16 protein-coding genes and 1 pseudogene are annotated in these 21,225 nt (G+C 51.7%); 15 read left to right on the top strand and 2 right to left on the bottom strand.

Annotated elements, in window-relative coordinates:
• Window positions 1-36: 36 nt before the first annotated feature.
• Window positions 37-2,793: a two-component sensor histidine kinase BarA gene (gene barA, locus BZG73_RS00580; RefSeq protein WP_077667325.1), complete on the bottom strand. Its 2,757-nt coding sequence runs from the start codon at window positions 2,791-2,793 to the stop codon at window positions 37-39.
• Window positions 2,794-2,939: 146 nt separating this feature from the next.
• Between barA and rlmD the strand changes: the two genes are divergently transcribed.
• The 13 genes and pseudogenes from rlmD (at window position 2,940) to rpoS (ending at window position 16,726) form a co-directional block, all read left to right on the top strand.
• On the top strand, window positions 2,940-4,271 hold the full coding sequence (gene rlmD, locus BZG73_RS00575) for a 23S rRNA (uracil(1939)-C(5))-methyltransferase RlmD (RefSeq protein ID WP_077667324.1): 1,332 nt from the start codon (window positions 2,940-2,942) through the stop codon (window positions 4,269-4,271).
• 76 nt (window positions 4,272-4,347) lie between these two features.
• Window positions 4,348-6,564, top strand: a complete 2,217-nt coding sequence (gene relA, locus BZG73_RS00570) for a GTP diphosphokinase (RefSeq protein WP_046074093.1) — start codon at window positions 4,348-4,350, stop codon at window positions 6,562-6,564.
• 50 nt (window positions 6,565-6,614) lie between these two features.
• Window positions 6,615-7,412: a nucleoside triphosphate pyrophosphohydrolase gene (mazG, locus tag BZG73_RS00565; RefSeq protein ID WP_046074094.1), complete on the top strand. Its 798-nt coding sequence runs from the start codon at window positions 6,615-6,617 to the stop codon at window positions 7,410-7,412.
• Between the two features lie 151 nt (window positions 7,413-7,563).
• Window positions 7,564-9,198 carry a CTP synthase gene (locus tag BZG73_RS00560; RefSeq protein ID WP_077606146.1) on the top strand — a complete coding sequence of 545 codons (1,635 nt, stop codon included), beginning with the start codon at window positions 7,564-7,566 and terminating at the stop codon, window positions 9,196-9,198.
• A gap of 76 nt (window positions 9,199-9,274) precedes the next feature.
• The gene (eno, locus tag BZG73_RS00555) at window positions 9,275-10,573 is read left to right on the top strand and encodes a phosphopyruvate hydratase (RefSeq protein ID WP_046074096.1); all 1,299 of its coding nucleotides are present in this window, start codon (window positions 9,275-9,277) and stop codon (window positions 10,571-10,573) included.
• Window positions 10,574-10,731: 158 nt separating this feature from the next.
• On the top strand, window positions 10,732-11,010 hold the full coding sequence (ftsB, locus tag BZG73_RS00550; protein ID WP_077667323.1) for a cell division protein FtsB: 279 nt from the start codon (window positions 10,732-10,734) through the stop codon (window positions 11,008-11,010).
• A gap of 42 nt (window positions 11,011-11,052) precedes the next feature.
• Window positions 11,053-11,769, top strand: coding sequence for a 2-C-methyl-D-erythritol 4-phosphate cytidylyltransferase (ispD, locus tag BZG73_RS00545; protein ID WP_046074098.1), 717 nt, complete (start codon window positions 11,053-11,055; stop codon window positions 11,767-11,769).
• Window positions 11,766-12,248: a 2-C-methyl-D-erythritol 2,4-cyclodiphosphate synthase gene (ispF, locus tag BZG73_RS00540; RefSeq protein ID WP_077578935.1), complete on the top strand. Its 483-nt coding sequence runs from the start codon at window positions 11,766-11,768 to the stop codon at window positions 12,246-12,248. The genes ispD and ispF overlap by 4 nt, the downstream gene beginning before the upstream one ends.
• Window positions 12,245-13,279: a tRNA pseudouridine(13) synthase TruD gene (gene truD / locus BZG73_RS00535; RefSeq protein WP_046074100.1), complete on the top strand. Its 1,035-nt coding sequence runs from the start codon at window positions 12,245-12,247 to the stop codon at window positions 13,277-13,279. Before ispF ends, truD begins: the two co-directional genes overlap by 4 nt.
• The gene (surE, locus tag BZG73_RS00530) at window positions 13,263-14,000 is read left to right on the top strand and encodes a 5'/3'-nucleotidase SurE (protein ID WP_077667322.1); all 738 of its coding nucleotides are present in this window, start codon (window positions 13,263-13,265) and stop codon (window positions 13,998-14,000) included. Before truD ends, surE begins: the two co-directional genes overlap by 17 nt.
• 85 nt (window positions 14,001-14,085) lie before the next feature.
• Entirely contained in the window at window positions 14,086-14,706 is a 621-nt protein-coding gene (locus BZG73_RS00525; RefSeq protein ID WP_046074102.1) for a protein-L-isoaspartate(D-aspartate) O-methyltransferase, read from the top strand.
• 34 nt (window positions 14,707-14,740) lie between these two features.
• Window positions 14,741-15,643 (top strand): peptidoglycan DD-metalloendopeptidase family protein, encoded by a 903-nt coding sequence (locus BZG73_RS00520; protein WP_077667321.1) that lies wholly within the window; start codon window positions 14,741-14,743, stop codon window positions 15,641-15,643.
• 101 nt (window positions 15,644-15,744) lie between these two features.
• A pseudogene (rpoS, locus tag BZG73_RS00515) lies at window positions 15,745-16,726 on the top strand (RNA polymerase sigma factor RpoS).
• Window positions 16,727-16,852: 126 nt separating this feature from the next.
• Here the strand turns inward: rpoS and mutS are convergent.
• The gene (gene mutS / locus BZG73_RS00510) at window positions 16,853-19,456 is read right to left on the bottom strand and encodes a DNA mismatch repair protein MutS (protein ID WP_407690275.1); all 2,604 of its coding nucleotides are present in this window, start codon (window positions 19,454-19,456) and stop codon (window positions 16,853-16,855) included.
• 87 nt (window positions 19,457-19,543) lie between these two features.
• Here mutS and BZG73_RS00505 point away from each other — a divergent pair, with 87 nt between their 5' ends.
• Entirely contained in the window at window positions 19,544-20,029 is a 486-nt protein-coding gene (locus tag BZG73_RS00505; protein ID WP_046074216.1) for a CinA family protein, read from the top strand.
• Window positions 20,030-20,161: 132 nt separating this feature from the next.
• Window positions 20,162-21,211, top strand: coding sequence for a recombinase RecA (gene recA / locus BZG73_RS00500; RefSeq protein ID WP_046074105.1), 1,050 nt, complete (start codon window positions 20,162-20,164; stop codon window positions 21,209-21,211).
• The last annotated feature ends 14 nt before the right edge of the window (window positions 21,212-21,225 follow it).

Here is a 21,225-nt window from a genome sequence, read left to right as displayed (position 1 = left end):
TATGGCTGCAACTCACGCGGTGTGGCGTTCGATGTTTTATGAGGTACCCAAGTATTGTGGTGCCAATTGCTCAATGTGCGCAATTTCATCTTGCAGCTCTAACAGCTCTGGCTCGATAGCAGCCATATCCGCGCCTGCTTTTAGTTGGGTTTCGAGCTCATGACACAAGCTTTTTAGCTGCGGGACACCGCTATACGCGCAACTCCCATGGAGCTTGTGAATAGCGTGCCATAACTGATCAGTCTCTAACTCTCCCGCCAATGCTTGCTCAACGGCCTCTTTCACCGAGTCAAACGAGGCCAATAACATGGTTAGCRTCTCTTTCGCCAGATCCGTTTTGCCTGCCGCTTGATTGAGCGCGCGCTGCCAATCTAGGTGTCGCACACTTTGATCTTGGTTGGCTGACGGGCTTGGCGGTGGGACGCTTTGCGCTTGAGAGGCCGCCTCATCAAGATGCAGCCAGCGTGCGAGGGTACTCTCTAACATGGCTTCTTCAATTGGCTTGGTCAGGTAATCGTCCATCCCCGCTTCAAGGAGACGCTCACGTTCACCGGGCATCGCGTGAGCGGTCACCGCAATAATCGGTGTTTGCTGATTGAATCCCGCTTTGCGAATTTCTTGGCTAGCGGTGACACCGTCCATCTCTGGCATTTGGATGTCCATCAAAATAATATCAAACGCTTGTTGGTGGGCAAGCGCGACCGCTTTCACCCCATCTTCTGCGGTGATCACCTTCTCGACCCGTTCGGCCAGCAAGGCAGTGATCAGCTTTAAGTTGGCTGGATTATCATCGACGGTCATTACCGTATAAGGCGCTTTTTGTGATGCACTTGGCTTAGGCAAGGGTAAAGGCGTCGCCTCAGGGGACCCGATTAATGCCTCCAGCAGTTTACGTTGAGGGATAGGCTTGGCAATACAGGCGCTGACCCCGGCTTTTAATAGATGCTCAGACGCTTCTAGCTCAGTGGTTGGCAAACACACTACCACTGATTGCGCTTGCTGCTCGCAGACCTGCACCGCTTGTTGCATGGCATCAAGACTCGGCATGCTTCCCGCGTCGAAACAGAGCAAGGCAAAGTGATAGTGACGGTCCGTCAGCACATTGGTGCCAGATGCAGTGTCGACATTCAGCCCCACTTGCGTCAGCCGCTTACGCAAAATCTCGCGAGTGCGCGCATTCGGCTCAACGATCACGATGTCGCGACCCACCAAAGGTTCAATGTCGAGCGGTTGTGAAACTGGCAAATCGGTCTGCGTGAGCTGCAGGGTAAACCAGAAACTTGAGCCTTGGTGAAGGCGACTGGTAAAACCAATGTCACCGCCCATTTGTTGGACCAGTTTCTGTGTGATCACTAGGCCAAGGCCAGTACCACCATAGCGACGCGAAATGCTGGCGTCCGCCTGCCTAAAGGCTTGGAAAAGCTGTGCTTGCTGGCGTTCGGAAATGCCAATGCCAGTATCTTTAACCATTAACTGTAGCTCAACGGTTTCATCGTGAAGCTGCTTGAGATCGACACTGACATCAATATTCCCGCGCTCAGTAAACTTGGCGGCATTCCCAATCAGGTTTATCAGCACTTGTTGGATACGGAGTGGATCGCCCACGGCCCCTGCAGGAATACGCGCATCGGTCCGCAAGGTGAGCTCTAGTCCTTTCTCGTGCGCCATCGGCGCAAGCAGTCGCATCACTTCATCGAGCATGTCTTGAACATCAAACGGGATGTTTTCCAACAGCAGTTTGCCTGCTTCTAACTTAGAGAAGTCGAGGATGTCATTAATGATGGTGAGCAGGTTATTAGCCGACTTTTCAATGGTGAGCAAATAGTCACGCTGGCTGCTGCTGAGCTCGGTTTTGAGCATTTGACGCGTAAAGCCAATCACCCCGTTAAGTGGGGTACGTAGCTCGTGCGACATGTTGGCCAAGAACTCAGATTTGACCCGCGCCGCTTCTTGCGCATTTTTCTTGGCGATATCGAGTTCAACATTCTGAATTTCCAATTGCTCGAGGGTTTCGCGCAGATCACAGGTCGCCTGATCAATACTTTGCTGCATTTCTAAATGGTATTCCGACAACGAAATAGCCATCGCATTGATACCGTTTTTCAAGGTGTCGAGCTCACCGAGTAACTCACCCTCAATCCTGACATCAAGATGGCCGCGCCGAATTCTATCGACTAAGGTCACCATGTTACCAATCGGATGGGTGACATCCGCAATTAAGCGATAGGCAAAGAAGCATGACAATATTCCGCCCAAAGCAACCATCACCAGTGCGGTGATCATCTCCTGGTATTGCTTTAACCGCACCGAGCTCAAATCTAGCTCCATGGCAATATAGCCCAGCGGTCGCTCAACATTGAGGCCAGGGGTAAACCGACCAATCTCCAAAATAGGGGCGCGCAGAATCAAGGTATCCTGCTGTTGGCTTATCTGCAGTTGTGTGGGGATAGGTTGGCCACTGTTAACCGAGAGCATGGCAAGATCGCGGTGATAGTTCGAGGTGACAAATAGCTCGTTACGTCGGTCGAACACGGCAATACTGCGCACAAACTGTGAGTGCTGGCGGTGCGCAAAGCCAATTAGCCGGCGTACGTTTTCACGGCTATCATTTTTCAATCCGACTTCGCTGGCAATCGCCAGTGGCTCGATGATCGCAGAGCCGGTGACCGTCAGTTGCTGTTCAAGATCTTGGTAGCGGGTGCTGGTAAAAAAYGCGCTCAGTAATAGGCCGACAATCAACGTTGGGGCAATGGTCAGAACAGAGACACGGGTGCGGAGGCCATATTTGGTCATGCTAGATAAACTATGGGAAAATAATCACGACATTTAGCCGTCAGTGTACATGATTCAATCACAAAATAGTCAGCGAACTATCACAACTCCCACTGGCAGGATCTCTTGACTGGCTTGGCGACAAGCTTTTAACACTGGAATCGATAATGGCGCGCTTTTTTAAGCCTGAGAAAAAGAAAAAGGTTGAGCAAAAGCATCAACTGCTGACCATAGAACGCTTGGACCATCATGGTGACGGAGTGGGTTTTTTGCAGAAAAAACCTGTTTTTGTCCCGGGAACCTTGCCCGGCGAACAAGCCTTGGTGCAATTGACCGAACAAAAGCGTCAATATGCGCGCGGTCAATTAATTAAGTTGGATAACCAGGCCGCGCAGCGTATTGAGCCTGGTTGTCCTCTTTACCAGCAGTGTGGGGGCTGTAGTCTTCAACACTTGGATCACCAAGCACAGGTCGCACACAAGCAGCAAACGCTCAATGAGTTGATGCAAAAATTTGCAGGTGATGAGATAACGCTGTCAACGCCGATAGAAGATGCGGCTTGGCATTATCGTCGTCGTGCGCGGATCAGCTTGCAGGTGGATAAAAAAGGGGCATTGGCGATGGGATTTCGCGCCCGTCAACGAAGCGCGATCATCACAGTGAATCAGTGCCCGGTGTTAAGCGCACCACTCAACCGCCTCCTGTCAAGCTTACGTCCTTGTTTAGAAAGCCTGCGTGGCCGTCGTGTATTGGGACACTTAGACGTCATTGACGCTGACAACACATCAGTGGTCTCACTGCGTACCACTAAGGGCTTGCACAACGACGATCGCCACGCGTTAATGGCGTGGGCACAGACGCAAGACTGCACACTGTATTTGTACCAAGGCGACATGGCACCGGAGCGCCTTGTCGGCCCCGCGCCCTATTATAATATGGCAGGTTGCCAACTGGCGTTTGCGCCCAGTGACTTTATTCAAGTCAATGCGAAGGTCAACCAAGAAATGGTAGGGCAAGCACTTGACTGGCTCGCCCTTGAGCAAGACGATCGCGTGTTGGATCTTTTCTGTGGCTTGGGTAACTTTAGCGTGCCAATGGCTAAGCGTGTGAAACATGTGGTAGGCATTGAAGGTGTGCAAGCTATGGTGGACCAAGCAGCGGATAATGCGGCAAAAAACGGCTGTGAGAACGCCGAGTTTTACCAAGCTGACTTGAACAGTGACGCGCTGATGGGTGAATGGGCGCAACAGGATTTTACCAAAATCTTACTCGATCCGGCACGTGCGGGGGCTGCTGGTGTCATAGACTTTGTGGCACAATCTAAGGCTTCACATATTGTGTATGTGTCTTGTAACCCTGCCACGCTAGCACGTGATGCGCGCGTATTGCTCGATAATGGCTATCAGCTGGTCACGCTTGGTATGTTGGATATGTTTCCACAAACAGGACACATGGAGTCGATGGCTTTGTTCATGCCTGTCACCAAACGGTTGGCATAATACAAGTTTGGCCCTCGTGGCCTGTCGATACGGATACGCCTCTCTTGTCACTCGAGAGATAAGGATAGGAACGGTTATGGTTGCGGTACGAGAAGCCCACCTACACGAAGACGAAGCGTTTGATCTCAATACCTGGGTTCAACGGTTAGGGCAAGATCCCTCAACCACTCAGGCGTTGGTAGATGGTTATCAATACTGCCGAACATTGAGCGACGATGAAGCCGTGCTCAGCCAGCCACTATGGCGTGGCCGGGAGATGATTGAAATCCTCGTCACCTTGAGCATGGATGCTGATACCTTATTGGCAGCCCTGTTTTTCCCCGTGGTTGAGGCGGAGCTTATCAGCCTAGATACCCTTGCGGACGCTTACTCAACCTCTATCGTCAAACTGATAGAAGGGGTACAACAGACGGCGGCTATTCGCCACTTAAATACCCAAACAGAGACAGAAGCGACCTCGTCTCAGGTTGATAACGTACGTCGTATGCTGTTATCGATGGTGGAAGACTTTCGCTGCGTGGTGATCAAGCTGGCGGAGCGCATCTGTCATTTACGCGAAGTGAAAGAGGCGGAGGAATCTGTCCGCCAACAAGCGGCAAAAGAGAGCGCCAACATTTATGCCCCCTTGGCTAACCGGTTAGGTATTGGTCAGTTAAAGTGGGAGTTGGAAGACTACGCGTTCCGTTACCAGCATGCGCAAACCTACAAACAAATCGCCAAGCAACTCGCGGAAAGACGGATTGATCGCGAAAACTACATCACTGATTTTGTCGACGATCTGCAGCAGGCGATGGAAGCGTCCAACATCAATGCGCAAGTCTATGGTCGCCCCAAACACATTTACAGCATCTGGCGTAAAATGCAGAAAAAGAACCTGCAGTTTGACGAGTTGTTTGACGTGCGTGCGGTACGCATCATCGCAGAAGAGCTACAAGATTGTTACGCCGCGTTAGGGGCCGTGCACACCAAATTCCGCCATCTACCCAAAGAGTTTGATGATTACGTCGCCAACCCGAAACCCAATGGTTATCAATCCATTCATACTGTGGTGCTGGGGCCGGAAGGTAAACCGGTAGAAATTCAAATCCGCACCAAACAAATGCACGATGATGCAGAGCTTGGGGTCGCTGCACACTGGAAGTATAAAGAAGGGGCGGCCAGTGGGCGCAGTGGGTACGACGAGAAAATTACCTGGCTGCGTAAACTGTTGGCATGGCAAGAAGAAATGTCAGACTCGGGTGAAATGCTCGATGAGCTGCGCAGCCAAGTGTTTGACGACCGGGTTTATGCCTTTACCCCGCGCGGCGATGTCGTGGACTTACCCAGCGGCGCCACGCCGTTGGATTTTGCTTACCATATTCACTCCGAGGTAGGGCATCGGTGTATCGGAGCGAAAGTGGAAGGGCGTATTGTCCCGTTCACTTATCACCTTCAAATGGGCGACCAGGTAGAAATCATTACCCAAAAAGAGCCCAACCCCTCGCGAGATTGGCTAAATCCCAGCCATGGCTTTGTGAATTCGAGCCGGGCACGCGCCAAAATCAATGCTTGGTTCCGCAAACAGGATAAAGATAAGAACATTGCCGCGGGTAAAGAGATTTTGGATACTGAGCTGCAAAAAATCGGTGGTACCAGCAAAGACGCTCAACTCGCGCTCAAACGCTTTAATGTGAATACACTGGATGAGCTCTACGCGGGAGTTGGTAGCGGTGATTTGCGTATTAATCAGGTGGTTAACCATATCAATGGCCTGATTAACAAGCCAAGTCTTGAAGAAGAAGAGCAACAGCTTTTAGAGAAGCTGCAACAAAGTGAGCAAAAGCCGAATACGGGCAAGGCGCACCGTGATGCAGTGGTTGTGGAGGGGGTTGATAACTTAATGACTCACCTTGCGCGTTGTTGTCAGCCATTACCCGGTGATGAGATCAAAGGTTTTGTCACCCAAGGGCGGGGTATCTCTGTGCACCGCGCTGATTGTGAGCAACTCAACGAACTGAGTCATCACGCGCCCGAGCGCATTATTGCCACGGTTTGGGGTAAAGGGCACATTGGTCAGTACCATGTGCGGATCCGCTTATCTGCCAATGAGCGTACCGGGTTGGTCAAAGACATCAATACCGTGCTCAGCAATGAAAAAGCACGCGTAGCGGGCATGCAAAGTCGCGTGGATTACAAAAAACAAATGTCTATTATGGATTTTGATTTAGAAATCTCCGATCTCGACACCCTGAGCCGCGTGGTTAACCGGCTTGAACAAGTAAAAGATGTGGTCGAGGCCAAACGTCTTCGCTAATCATCCTTCGCCCTGTCTCGACAGGGCGTTTTTTTAGAAGGAATGCTTTTATGGCTCCTATCGAGCAATTACTGACCATTATGGCGACCTTACGTGATCCCGACAAAGGTTGTGATTGGGACAACGCGCAACACTTCGCCTCCATCGTGCCTCATACGCTAGAAGAAGCCTATGAAGTGGCGGATGCCATTGAACGTGAAAACTGGTCAGACCTAAAAGATGAGCTCGGTGACCTACTTTTTCAAATTGTGTTCTACAGTCAATTGGGGCGGGAAGAAAACCATTTTGATTTTGAGGATGTGGTGCGCGGCATTTGCGACAAACTCATCCGTCGTCATCCTCATGTTTTTGGTCCCAAAGATGCGCAGGGAAAGCCTTTAATGGCACCAGATTGGGAAGGTATCAAAGCGAAAGAGCGCGCCGAGAAATCGTCCTCTGTGCAACCGGAAAGTGTGCTCGATGGGGTGACACAAGGCTTACCCGCCTTAATACGAGCGTATAAATTGCAAAAGCGTTGTGCGCGTGTGGGCTTTGATTGGCCGACTGTCGCCCCTGTGATAGATAAAGTGCGGGAAGAGATTGAAGAAGTCGAGCAAGAGCTGGCGCAAACTTCTGTCAATCAGGCACGTGTGGAGGAAGAAGTCGGGGACTTGTTATTCGCGGTGGTAAATTTGGCTCGCCACCTAGGGACAGATGCCGAGCAAGCCCTACGCCGTGCCAACCAAAAATTTGAATCTCGCTTTCGTAAGGTTGAAAACCACTTACGTGATAATGAAAAAAACATTCAACAATGTCAGCTAGATGAACTAGAATCGGCATGGCAGGCCGTCAAAAAGGCGAATAAGTAAATATCCTGTAATTGGCATAATTGATTTGTGACAATTAAAAACACCAGGGTGTGTGGTAGCTTTCACATTGTGGGAGTCAATGGGGTCTGGTATCATAATGTCCCGTCCAGAACTTCATTAATTTCCTCTAAATCCAACTCTCAGGTTTAGCATGACGACGAACTACATTTTTGTTACGGGCGGTGTTGTATCCTCCCTCGGTAAGGGTATTGCTGCAGCCTCATTGGCAGCCATTCTTGAAGCGCGTGGCCTTAACGTCACCATCATGAAACTCGACCCTTATATCAACGTGGATCCAGGGACAATGAGCCCTACCCAGCACGGGGAAGTATTCGTCACGGAAGACGGCGCAGAGACCGACCTTGATCTCGGCCACTACGAGCGCTTTATCCGCACCAAAATGACCAAGCGTAATAACTTTACCTCTGGTCGTGTGTATGCGGATGTACTGCGCAAAGAGCGCCGTGGAGATTACCTGGGAGCCACCATTCAGGTGATTCCACACATCACCAATTCGATCAAAGACCGCATCATCGCCGGTGGTGAAGGTCACGATATTGCCATTGTCGAAATCGGCGGGACAGTGGGCGACATTGAGTCGCTGCCGTTTTTAGAAGCGATTCGCCAGCTGACCGTTGAAGTCGGCCGCGAACATGCCATGTTTATGCACTTGACTCTGGTCCCTTATTTGGCGGCCGCGGGTGAAGTGAAAACCAAGCCAACGCAACATTCGGTGAAAGAGCTGCTATCGATTGGTATCCAGCCTGATGTACTGGTGTGTCGTAGTGAGCGCCCGATCCCGGCCAATGAGCGCGCGAAAATTGCGCTGTTCTGTAATGTGGCAGAAAAAGCCGTGATCACCATGAAAGACGTAGACTCTATCTACAAAATCCCATCACTCATCCGCTCTCAAGGCTTGGATGATCTGGTTTGCAGCCGCTTTGGCATTGAAGCGGCGGAAGCTGACCTGTCAGAGTGGGAACAGGTCAGCTACGAAGAAGCCAACCCAATGGGCGAAGTGACCATTGGTATGGTGGGTAAATATATCGAGTTGCCGGATGCGTATAAATCTGTCAACGAAGCGTTGAAGCACGGTGGGTTGAAAAACCGTCTCACCGTCAACATCAAGTATGTAGACTCGCAAGATCTTGAAACACGTGGCACGGAAATGCTGCAAGACTTGGATGCTATCTTGGTACCAGGTGGATTTGGTGACCGAGGTGTAGAGGGCAAGATCCTGGCGGCACAATATGCGCGTGAAAACAAACTGCCCTACCTCGGCATTTGCCTAGGAATGCAGGTTGCCCTGATTGAATACGCGCGTAATGTCGCGGGTATGGAAGGCGCAAACTCGACCGAGTTTAACAAAGAGAGTAAATACCCAGTGGTGGGTCTGATCACCGAGTGGGTGGATGAAGAAGGCAAAGTGGAAGAGCGCAGTGAAACCTCTGATCTGGGCGGTACCATGCGTCTTGGCGCACAGCTTTGTCATCTTGCCGAAGGCTCTAAAGCACACCAGCTTTATGGCAACACGCAGATCCACGAGCGTCATCGCCACCGTTATGAAGTGAACAACTTATTGCGTCCGCAGCTAGAAAAAGCGGGGCTTTCAATCTCAGGCCTGTCTGCAGATAAAAAGCTGGTGGAGATCATCGAGAACCCTGAGCACCCATGGTTTGTTGCGTGCCAGTTCCACCCAGAATTCACGTCGACACCACGTGATGGCCACCCACTGTTTGCCGGGTTTGTTGCGGCGGCAGGCAAAAAACAGCGCGGTGAGCTATAAACGAGATTCGAGCGGTCGCCTGAACGTAGGCAGCCGCTTTTATTTTTAAAAACAATGACAGACGAGAGGAATCACAATGTCTAAGATCGTTAAAGTTCTAGGCCGTGAAATCATCGATTCACGCGGTAACCCAACCGTTGAAGCTGAAGTACACCTAGAAGGTGGCTTCGTTGGTATGGCGGCAGCACCTTCAGGTGCATCAACGGGGTCTCGCGAAGCGCTAGAACTGCGTGATGGTGACAAGTCACGTTTCATGGGTAAAGGCGTTCTAAAAGCGATTGAAGCGGTTAACGGCCCAATCGCCGAAGCCCTACAAGGTAAAGACGCGAAAGCCCAAGCCGATATCGACCAAGTGATGATCGATCTCGACGGCACTGACAACAAATCTAAATTTGGTGCGAATGCTATCCTGGCGGTGTCTCTTGCTAACGCAAAAGCAGCCGCGGCTGCGAAAGGCATGCCTTTGTTTGAGCACATTGCTGAACTAAACGGCACTGCTGGTCAGTTCTCAATGCCTCTGCCAATGATGAACATCCTTAACGGTGGTGAGCACGCGGATAACAACGTTGATATCCAAGAGTTCATGATCCAGCCTGTTGGCGCGAAAACCCTGAAAGAAGCACTGCGCATCGGTGCGGAAGTATTCCACAACCTCGCAAAAGTACTGAAAGCCAAAGGCCTAAGCACTGCCGTGGGTGACGAAGGTGGTTTTGCACCGAACCTAGAATCAAACGCTGCTGCACTGGCTGCGATTAAAGAAGCGGTTGAGCAAGCGGGCTACGAGCTGGGTAAAGACATCACTCTTGCGATGGACTGTGCGGCGTCTGAGTTCTATGACAAAGAGCAAGGCATCTACAACATGAAAGGTGAAGGTAAAACCTTCTCTTCAGAAGAGTTTAACCACTACTTGGCAAAACTGGCTGAAGAATACCCAATCGTGTCTATCGAAGATGGCCTAGACGAGTCAGATTGGGATGGCTTTAAGCACCAAACTGAACTGCTGGGTGACAAGCTTCAGCTAGTGGGTGATGACCTGTTCGTAACCAACACCAAGATCCTAAAAGAAGGCATCGACAAAGGTGTGGCGAACTCTATCCTGATCAAATTCAACCAGATCGGTTCTCTGACCGAAACGCTGGCAGCGATCAAGATGGCGAAAGACGCAGGCTACACAGCCGTGATCTCTCACCGTTCAGGTGAAACAGAAGACGCCACCATCGCTGACTTGGCGGTTGGTACGGCTGCAGGCCAAATCAAAACCGGTTCGATGAGCCGTTCTGATCGTGTGGCTAAGTACAACCAGCTAATCCGTATTGAAGACGCGCTGGGTGAAAAAGCACCATTTAATGGTCTAAAAGAAGTGAAAGGCCAATAACCGGCACTTAAGCACTTTTTGCCAAAAAGCCGTCCCGTTTAACGGGGCGGCTTTTTTCATTTAGGAAAACCATGACACCAGCCAGCGGATCCGCTAGCCTATGCGGTTAGTCAATCAGGGTGTGAATACCCTGAGCCGATATTGGAAGGAGTACAGGTATGAGGCTGCTATCGGTTGCACTATTTCTCACGCTCGTGTGGCTGCAGTACGAACTGTGGCTGGGTAAAAATGGCGTGACAGACTATTGGCAAATTGAAGCCAATGTCGCCGTACAGCAACAAGCCAACCAAARACTCGTTAAGCGTAACCAGCAAATGTACGCAGAAATTGCGGATTTGAAGCGTGGGCAAGAAGCGATTGAAGAGCGCGCACGCAATGAGCTGGGCATGATAAAGCCGGACGAGACATTTTTCCGATTAGTCGATAAATCCCAGTAACTGACAGCCGTTGACTGGCGGTACAACCAAAGAAGATAACTTGTGGTCGAACAACCCCCTTTGCAGCACAACACCGCTTTACAGCCCGGAATAAGCGCCGTGGTACCTGCCGCAGGTGTCGGCAGCAGGATGCAAGCTAGCTGCCCGAAACAATACCTCCCTCTAGCCGGCAAAATGTTGATTGAGCATACCGTTGAGCGTTTACTCTCTCACCCTGCCGTGGCTGACGTGATCATCGCCATTGGTGCTGACGATAGCTACTTTGCGCACACTCGCTTGAGTGAGCGTCCGAATGTGCGTGTGGTCTTGGGTGGAGCGACGCGTGCCGCGTCGGTGCAAGCTGGACTCGATGTGGTCAATACGCAATGGGTGATGGTGCATGATGCCGCACGCCCTTGTGTGTCGCATGCCGATATCGACGCCTTGATTAGACAGGCGCAATCTCACCCGGATGGCGCCTTACTCGCGGCGCCGGTTAGAGACACCATGAAGCGTGCGGACGCGCAAGGGCAGGTGGCTCACACTGTCGAGCGTGAGGCGCTTTGGCATGCATTGACCCCACAAATGTTTTTAACCCAAACGCTAATCCAGGCACTTAATGTGGCAGGCGATCAGGTGACTGACGAAGCGTCTGCCGTTGAAGCGCTTGGGGGGAAGCCTGTGCTGGTCCCTGCCAGTGCCAGCAACATAAAAGTCACTCACCCTGAGGATAAGTGGCTGGCCGAGTTTTACCTTTCACAACAAGAAGGCAAATCATGATTCGAATTGGACATGGGTTTGATGTACACAAATTTGGTGGTGATGGCCCGGTGATCATTGGTGGTGTGGCTGTGCCTTATGAACAAGGGTTGCTTGCGCACTCGGACGGTGATGTGGCACTCCATGCACTGTGTGATGCCCTGTTGGGCGCGATTGCTGCCGGTGACATTGGCCAGCATTTCCCAGACACCAGTGATGAGTGGAAAGGCGCCGACAGCCGTATGCTGCTGCGCGACGTTTACCGCAAAGTACAAGACAAAGGCTATTGCTTGGGCAATGCAGATATCACTATCATCGCGCAAGCGCCTAAAATGGGCCCACATATCGACGCAATGCGTGAAACCATCGCCAGTGATTTGTGTGTGACGGTGGATGCGGTTAACGTCAAAGCCACCACCTCAGAGCGTTTGGGGTTTACCGGACGCAAAGAAGGCATTGCCTGTGAGGCGGTGGTGCTATTAAACAAAGAGGCCGTATGACAGACTTACTCGCGCCCTTGGCTTACTTACATGGCCAACCGACACAGTCAGGAACGTTAAAAGCGTCACCGGACGATTTTATTGTCTCAGAATCCCTGGGTTTCACCCCATCAGGTCAAGGTGAACACTTTTTAGTGCGAATTAAAAAGCGTGGTGAAAATACCAAATACGTCGCCAATGAGCTGGCAAAAGCCTGTGGGGTTAGCTCGCGGCAAGTGAGCTGGGCGGGCCTTAAAGATCGTCACGCCGTGACAGAGCAATGGTTCAGTGTTCATCTGCCAGGCAAAGCGGATCCGGATTTAGCGGCGTTTGTCCAAAATCATCCAGGCGTTGTGAGCATTGAAGGGACAGCCCGGCATCAGCATAAATTGCGCCCTGGCGATCTGACCGGCAATCAGTTCACGCTCTGCATTCGTGACCTGGCGTCGCCACAGGCTTTAGTGCCGCGCTTAGCCGCGATAGCCGAGCAGGGCGTGCCCAATTACTTTGGTACACAGCGCTTTGGCCGTGATGGCAATAATGTTGAGATGGCGCGCGCCTGGGGACGTGGAGAGAAAAAAGTCCGTGACAAAAGCAAACGCAGTTTTTATCTCTCAGCAGCCCGGTCGCTGCTGTTTAATCAAGTCGTCTCTGCACGAATAGAGGCGGATGCCTTTACCTCTACCTTGGCGGGTGACCTGTGTCTCGACGCGCAGCAGCAAACGTACTTGGTTGAGCAGGCAGGGCAGTGTCATTCTGCGATCACCGGCCCTCTGACCGGCGATAATGCGTTGCCCACTGAGGGGCAAGCACAGCACTTTGAGCAAGCGGTGGTCGACAAAGAGCCTGAGCTATTAGCCGTGATCCGTGATAATCGCATGCGTCATGACCGTCGTGTGTTGTGTTTACTGCCGCAAGCGATGACTTGGACACACGATGCTGACACCTTAACCGTGAGTTTCTTTTTACCCGCGGGCGCATTTGCCACCGCGGTGATGCGAGAGTTAGTCGTCGCGAGCCCACAAGGAGAGCACAATGCGAATATTGATTAGTAACGACGACGGTTACCATGCTCAAGGGATCCAAACCTTGACCGAAGCGTTATCGACCATCGCAGATGTGGTGGTGGCCGCGCCGGATCGTAATTGTTCAGGCGCGTCAAATTCACTCACATTGGAAAACCCCTTACGCGTGCGCGAACTTGGACCTCAGCGTTATGCGGTTCAGGGGACCCCCACAGACTCGGTGCATTTGGCGCTACGGCAATTGGTACCCTGGGAGCCTGATTTTGTGATCACTGGGATTAACCATGGTGCTAACCTCGGTGATGATGTGCTTTACTCGGGGACAGTGGCCGCGGCGACAGAGGGCTTTTTCCTGGGCGCGCCAGCTATTGCCGTCTCACTATGTGGTCACCAACACTTTGAGACAGCTGCGCATGTAGTGAAACAATTCTTAGCCAAGAACCAGCGCCATGCCGCGCCCAGCCACCGCCTCATTAATATTAATGTGCCCGATGTGCCAATCGATAGCCTAGAGGGGTGGAAAGTGACACGTCTTGGCGCCCGTCATCATGCCGAAGACGTGATAAAACAAAGCGATCCGCGGGGCAAACCGATATACTGGGTCGGTGCGCCAGGTCAAACCCAAGATGCAGGGCCGGGAACCGATTTTCACGCCATTGCGGGGCAGTACGTTTCTATTACGCCACTGCAGGTAGACTTAACCGCCCATGATACCCTAGGCGTGTTTTCACAATGGTTAAGTGAGTAGACGGCAAGTACGTCATCGTTGGTGAGCCGCATTGAGGCGGCAACCGTTTCAATAGACTTATACTCAGTGATAAAGGAAGCAGACGTTGAGTCAAGCGCAATCACTTATTCAATTTTTGCAGCAACAAGGTGTGACTGACACCGATGTGCTAAACGCCATGCAGGCGGTGCCTCGGCATTTATTTGTCTCTGAAGCCATGACCCACCAAGCTTATGGTAACAATGCGTTACCTATTGGATGGGGACAAACTATTTCACAACCTTATATTGTGGCTAAGATGACATCATTGCTCAATTTGCGACGCGATAGTCGCATTTTGGAAATTGGCACCGGATCGGGTTATCAAACAGCGGTCCTCGCTAACTTGGTTGATCATGTTTATTCTGTCGAGCGGATCAAACCATTACAAATGCTGGCCAAACGGCGCTTAAAGCAGCTAGATATTTATAATGTGTCGACAAAACATGGAGATGGTTGGCAAGGGTGGCCGTCGAAGGGCCCTTATGATGCGATCATGGTAACAGCGGCCGCGGCCCACGTGCCCGACGCGCTGTGCGATCAGCTCAATGATGGCGGCGTGATGCTTATTCCGATTGGTGATGATGAGCAAATATTGATGCGCGTCACTCGCCAAGGCACCACTTTTCACACCGAGACGGTTGAATCGGTTAAATTTGTTCCCCTGGTGGCAGGTGAGCTGGCATAAACTGTCTCAGAGATGGAGCTGTGTTTAAAAACAGATGAAAATCGCGCTTTTTCTGTCACTGTTAGTGGTTATATCTGGTTGTTCCTGGCGAGGGCCGGCACCGGTATCCAGCGTGACACCAGACTATACCAGCGTTGATAGAGGCAGCTATCGCGGCAGTTATTACGAAGTGAAGAAAGGCGATACCCTCTACTATATCGCTTATATCACGGATCGTGATATCGACGACATCATCGAACACAACAATCTACAGCCTCCCTATACCATTTATCCCGGGCAGACACTGGCTTTGTGGAAGCCCGCCTACCAACGCCCTGACGTGGCCCAATCCACATCAGGCGCGACAAATGTGGCCTCTGCCACAACGTCAGCTGCAAGCGCGAGCGTGGCAGCAGCATCTTCTAGAAAAAGCGCCAACCCTAGCAAATTCGAGGAAAAAAAGAAGTCTAAAACCGCGACTGAACGCACAAAAGGCGTTGAATCGGGGTCATCGTCGAGGTACAGTCAAACGAAAGAAAAAAGTAAACAAGCTGTTAACAAGCGGACCGCCAGCCCATCTAACCAACAGATAAGCTGGCAATGGCCAACCAGAGGCCGGATGGTGTCCCGATTTTCTAGCACAGAGCGAGGCAATAAGGGCATAGATATTGCTGGACAACGAGGACAGGGCATTCAGGCAGCGGCAGATGGAAAAGTCGTGTACGCCGGCAGTGCGCTTCGGGGTTACGGTAAATTAATAATAGTGAAACACAATGATGATTATCTAAGCGCCTATGCGCATAACGATAGTTTTTACGTTTCAGAAGGCCAAGCTGTCAAAAAGGGGCAGAAAATAGCTTCCATGGGCAGTTCTGGTGCAAACAGTGTTCGGTTGCATTTTGAAATTCGCTACAAAGGAAAATCGGTCAATCCGTTACATTATCTGCCAAAGCGGTAGCACAGGGTAACCAAGGTGATATCGCCGCAGCCACCAATGTGACGGGGCCGGTATAAGCAGAAATGCGTTCTGCTTAGCTGCTACGTCATAAGGGAGGCGCTATGAGCCAAACAAATACCGCAAAGAAACTGGACGGCTTGAACCAAGACGTTGAATTCGACACTGTGGAAGCACAAGCTGACGAGGTGCTCGAAGAAGTCGAAGAGGCAGTACAGCAACAAGCGGCCACTTCAAAGGCCTCTGATGCCACCCAACTCTACCTCAGCGAAATTGGCTTCTCACCGCTGCTTACCGCTGAAGAAGAGGTGCTCTACGCACGTCGAGCGCTGCGCGGTGACGAGGTTGCTCGCAAGCGTATGATTGAGAGTAATCTTCGCTTGGTGGTGAAAATCTCACGTCGCTATTCTAACCGTGGTTTAGCGCTGCTCGATTTGGTCGAAGAAGGAAACCTCGGCTTGATCCGTGCGGTGGAGAAGTTTGACCCTGAACGCGGCTTCCGCTTTTCAACCTATGCAACTTGGTGGATTCGTCAAACCATTGAACGTGCCATCATGAACCAAACGCGTACCATTCGCCTGCCTATTCACGTGGTGAAAGAGCTGAATGTGTATCTGCGCACGGCGCGCGAGCTGGCGCAAAAGCTTGACCATGAACCGACCGCTGACCGCTGAAGACATCGCGGCGCAGCTTGATAAGCCTGTGGAAGACGTGAACCGAATGCTTCGTCTTAACGAGCGTATTGGCTCTGTGGATAACCCAATTGGCGGCGATTCAGAAAAAGCCTTGCTAGACATCATTCCAGATGAGAAGCAAGACGGCCCAGAGTACACCACACAAGACGATGACATGAAAAAGTCGATTGTGCAGTGGCTACAAGAGCTTAACCCTAAGCAGCGAGAAGTGTTATCACGTCGTTTCGGACTTTTGGGTCACGAAGCGTCAACGCTGGAAGATGTGGGGCGTGAGATTGGTTTGACTCGCGAGCGAGTACGGCAAATCCAGGTGGAAGGGCTACGCCGCTTGCGCGACATGCTGACGCATCAAGGACTGAGCATTGAATCGCTCTTTAACGTTGAGCAATAAATGCGCTGTCAATCTCGCATCAGTCATAGCGCGAGACTGACAATCATAGACGCAAATGAAGGGACAGCCATGGCTGTCCCTTTTTATTGGCGGTCATGATGGTTCGCAAGATGACGGCGCGGCTGATTAGCGAGATTGCTGTAACGCCTTGAGGGCATAGAGGGCGTCTAAGGCTTGCCGCGGGGTCATCTCATCAGGGTTTAACGCATCGACTGCGTTATCCAGCTCGCTGGGTTCAGGCAGTAAGGCGAGCTGAGCGGGGGCTGGATCACCGACCGTTTGTTCAGCATGAATGGTATGTTGGCCGCTTTGCTCTAGTTGTGCCAGTTTATGCTTGGCGCGCCGAATCACCGGCTTGGGAACGCCAGCGAGGCTCGCCACGGCCAGACCATAAGACTTACTGGCTGCCCCTTCCTGAACCGCGTGCATAAACGCAATGTCATCGCCATGCTCCATGGCATCAAGATGCACATTCACCAAGCCTTCCATTTGCCCTGGCAGTTCAGTGAGTTCGAAATAATGGGTGGCAAACAAGGTCATTGCTTGGATTTTCTCTGCCAACCATTCCGCGCTGGCCCACGCCAAAGATAAGCCATCGTAGGTGCTGGTACCGCGGCCAATCTCGTCCATCAACACCAAGCTGTTAGCAGTTGCATTGTGGAGAATATTGGCGGTTTCTGTCATTTCCACCATAAATGTGGAGCGGCCGGAAGCGAGATCATCAGAGGCACCAATACGAGTGAAAATGCGATCGACGGGCCCAATGGTTGCACGATCGGCGGGCACATAAGCACCAATATGACTCAGCAAGGTGATCAACGCGGTTTGGCGCATATAAGTGGATTTACCTCCCATATTAGGACCGGTAATGATCAACATTCGGCGCTCAGGACTTAAGGCGATGGGGTTGGGAATAAAAGGGTCAGTCATCACTTGTTCAACCACAGGATGGCGACCGGCCTCAATATTGATCCCCGGTTTGTCGCCAAGGGTGGGGCGATGATAATTGAGTGTATCTGCTCGCTCGGCGAGGTTACATAGTACATCGAGCCCAGAGAGCGCTTCAGAGGCATGTTGCAGCTGGGCCAAGTGTGGCAGTAACAAATCAAACAACTCTTCCCACAAACGCTTCTCTAACGCTAACGCATTAGAGCGAGAGCTTAAGACTTTATCTTCGTGCTCTTTTAATTCGGGGATAATGTAACGCTCTGCATTTTTAAGCGTTTGCCGGCGGACATAGTGTGTCGGCACCCGATCGCTTTGCGCGCGGCTGATTTGGATGTAAAAGCCATGGACTTGGTTATAACCCACTTTCAGGGTATCGATGCCATATTGCTCGCGCTCGCGGGTTTCTAGTTCTTCTAAGTAGCGTGATGCGCCTTCCGATAAGTCGCGCCATTCATCCAGTTCTGCGTGGTAACCTGGCGCAATCACACCGCCATCACGGATCACCACCGGCGGGTTCTCGACCACTGCACGGGTGAGCAAATCTTGCAGCTCTGGCATCGGTGTGGTGGCAGTGAGGTAATCGGAAAACGCACCGTGATCCAGCTCGGTGAGCAGTGTCTGTACCTCGGGCAGCTGTGCTAATGCGGTGCGCAGCCTTGCCATATCACGCGGACGGGCGGATCGCATTGCCAAGCGAGCCAGTACACGTTCAATGTCGCCGACAGGTTTGAGTGCTGCACTTAATTCCGAGTGTAGGCCACTATCAAGCAATGTCCCGATTGCATCCAAACGTTGGTTGAGTACATGGCTATCGCGTAGAGGTTGATGGAGCCAGCGCTTCAGTAAGCGACTGCCCATCGGCGTCGTCGTCCGATCCAAAACGTCAGCCAGCGTATTGTCGGTGCCGCCAGCGAGGTTTTGGGTGATCTCTAAATTGCGCCGTGTGGCAGCGTCTAACACCACAGCGGTGTCTTGCTGATCTTTGATGATGGCACGAATATGGGGGAGCGCGGTGCGTTGGGTTTCTTTGGCGTACTGCAACACACAGCCAGCGGCACAGAGCCCCAGCGTACAGTCTTCCACGCCAAAACCGACTAAATCGCGCGTGCCAAATTGACCGGTCAGTTGACTGCGAGCAGTGTCGAGATCGAACTCCCAAATGGGGCGACGCCTTGCGCCGCGGCTCACCGCAAGTAAATCAGGGTAGGGAAAGTCTTCGGGGTAAAGCAGCTCTGCCGGTTGCGTGCGTTGCAGCTCCGCTTGCATTTGCTCGTAGGTGGCAGGTTCAGTCAGCACGAAGCGCCCTGATGTGATATCTAGGGTGGCAAAACCAAATTGGTCGTTATGACAGGTCAGTGCGGCGACCAAGTTATCAACCCGYTCGCTAAGCAGCGCTTCATCCGATACCGTACCGGGGGTGACGATTCGCACCACCTGGCGCTCAACCGGGCCTTTACTCGTGGCGGGATCGCCGATCTGTTCACAAATCGCCACCGGCTCTCCTAGCTGCACCAGCTTGGCTAAATATCCCTCTACGGCATGAAAGGGCACACCCGCCATGGGGATCGGTTCACCGCCTGAGCTGCCGCGCTTAGTCAGCGAGATATCCAAAAGCTGAGAGGCACGTTTGGCATCGTCGTAAAAGAGTTCGTAAAAATCCCCCATGCGATAGAACAGCAGTTCTTCAGGGTGCTGCGCCTTGAGTTTGAGGTACTGTTGCATCATAGGGGTGTGCTTTTCGAGCGCTTGTACTGTCACGACTAGACCTGCAAAATGGAACATTGAAAAGGGTAGGTAGAATACGTGATCGTACGGCAAAGGGTAAAGTTGCGGTACCGGTTTCTTCACCCTAAACAAAAGGAGTGAATGGTGGAACAGTTATTCTCGCTAGCAAAGCAACTCGGTGACGCCTTATTGGATGCGGGCTTAACGGTGACCACCGCAGAGTCTTGCACCGGTGGCGGTATTGCTTACTGCTTGACGGACGTGCCGGGTAGCTCGCAGTGGTTTCAGCAAGCTTGGGTCACCTATAGCAACCAGGCTAAGCATCAACAGGTGCATGTGCCAGACGATTTATTGACCCAATACGGCGCGGTCAGTGAGCCTGTGGTAACGGCCATGGCAGAGGGCGCACTTAATGAGGCTGCCGCTGACTTGGCGATTGCCGTTAGCGGTGTCGCCGGCCCGAGTGGTGGCAGTGCGGATAAACCTGTTGGCACCGTGTGGTTCGCATGGGCTTGGCATGGCGGCGAAACCGACACTGAAGTGTGTCATTTTGAGGGTGATAGGCGCGCGGTCCGTGAACAAACGGTCGTGCACGCGTTGTCACATGCTCTCATGCGCTTGTCTCCGTAACTGGAGGCGTGTCGCATCACAAAGATTTTTTCTATACAGGGCTAGACACTGTATAAATGGACAGTATACTTAGCCCCAATTACTGATAGCTTTCATCGCATAGCGATAGCGTTTTATTTCCTGGAGACTGAAATGGACGATAACAAAGAAAAGGCGCTCGCAGCCGCACTCGGACAAATCGAAAAGCAATTTGGCAAAGGCTCAATCATGCGTCTGGGTGATGACCGCACTATGGACATCGAAACCGTATCGACCGGCTCTTTGTCTCTCGATATCGCCCTAGGTGCAGGTGGCCTGCCTTTTGGTCGTATTATCGAAATCTATGGCCCAGAGTCATCAGGTAAAACGACGCTGACGCTAGAAGCGATTGCCGAAGCACAAAAAATGGGTAAGACCTGTGCCTTTATCGACGCTGAGCATGCCCTTGACCCTATTTATGCGCGCAAGCTGGGTGTGGATATCGATAACCTTTTGGTCTCTCAGCCAGATACCGGTGAGCAAGCGTTGGAAATCGCTGATGCACTGACACGCTCGGGCGCTGTCGATATGATCGTCATTGACTCGGTAGCGGCATTGACACCTAAAGCTGAGATTGAAGGCGAGATGGGCGACTCACACATGGGTCTGCAAGCGCGTATGTTGTCACAAGCGATGCGTAAGCTCACAGCCAACATCAAAAACAGCAATACCATGATGGTATTCATCAACCAAATTCGCATGAAAATTGGTGTGATGTTTGGTAACCCAGAAACCACGACTGGGGGTAACGCGTTAAAATTCTACGCCTCGGTTCGCTTGGATATTCGCCGCATTGGTGCGATTAAAGAAGGTGACGAAGTGGTGGGGAACGAAACCCGCGTCAAAGTAGTAAAAAACAAAGTCGCTGCACCCTTCAAACAAGCCGAGTTCCAAATCCTTTACGGCCAAGGCATTAACTTGCAAGGTGAATTAGTGGACTTGGGCGTAAAACACAAGCTGGTAGAAAAAGCTGGTGCTTGGTATAGCTACAAAGGCGATAAAATTGGCCAGGGCAAAGCAAACGCATGCAAATACCTAAAAGAAAACCCGCACGTCGCTGAAGAAATCGATACCACCTTGCGTGAGATGCTATTGCAAACCGCGCTAAATAACGAAGCGGTCGACGCGAACGCGGAAGCAGAAACCGAGGACGACCAACTGTAATGGCCGCGTCGTGC

This window comes from Salinivibrio siamensis, assembly GCF_001996005.1.
Lineage (GTDB): Bacteria > Pseudomonadota > Gammaproteobacteria > Enterobacterales > Vibrionaceae > Salinivibrio > Salinivibrio siamensis.
Note: the sequence above shows the minus strand (reverse complement) of the source record. Positions and strands in the feature narration are given on the sequence as shown.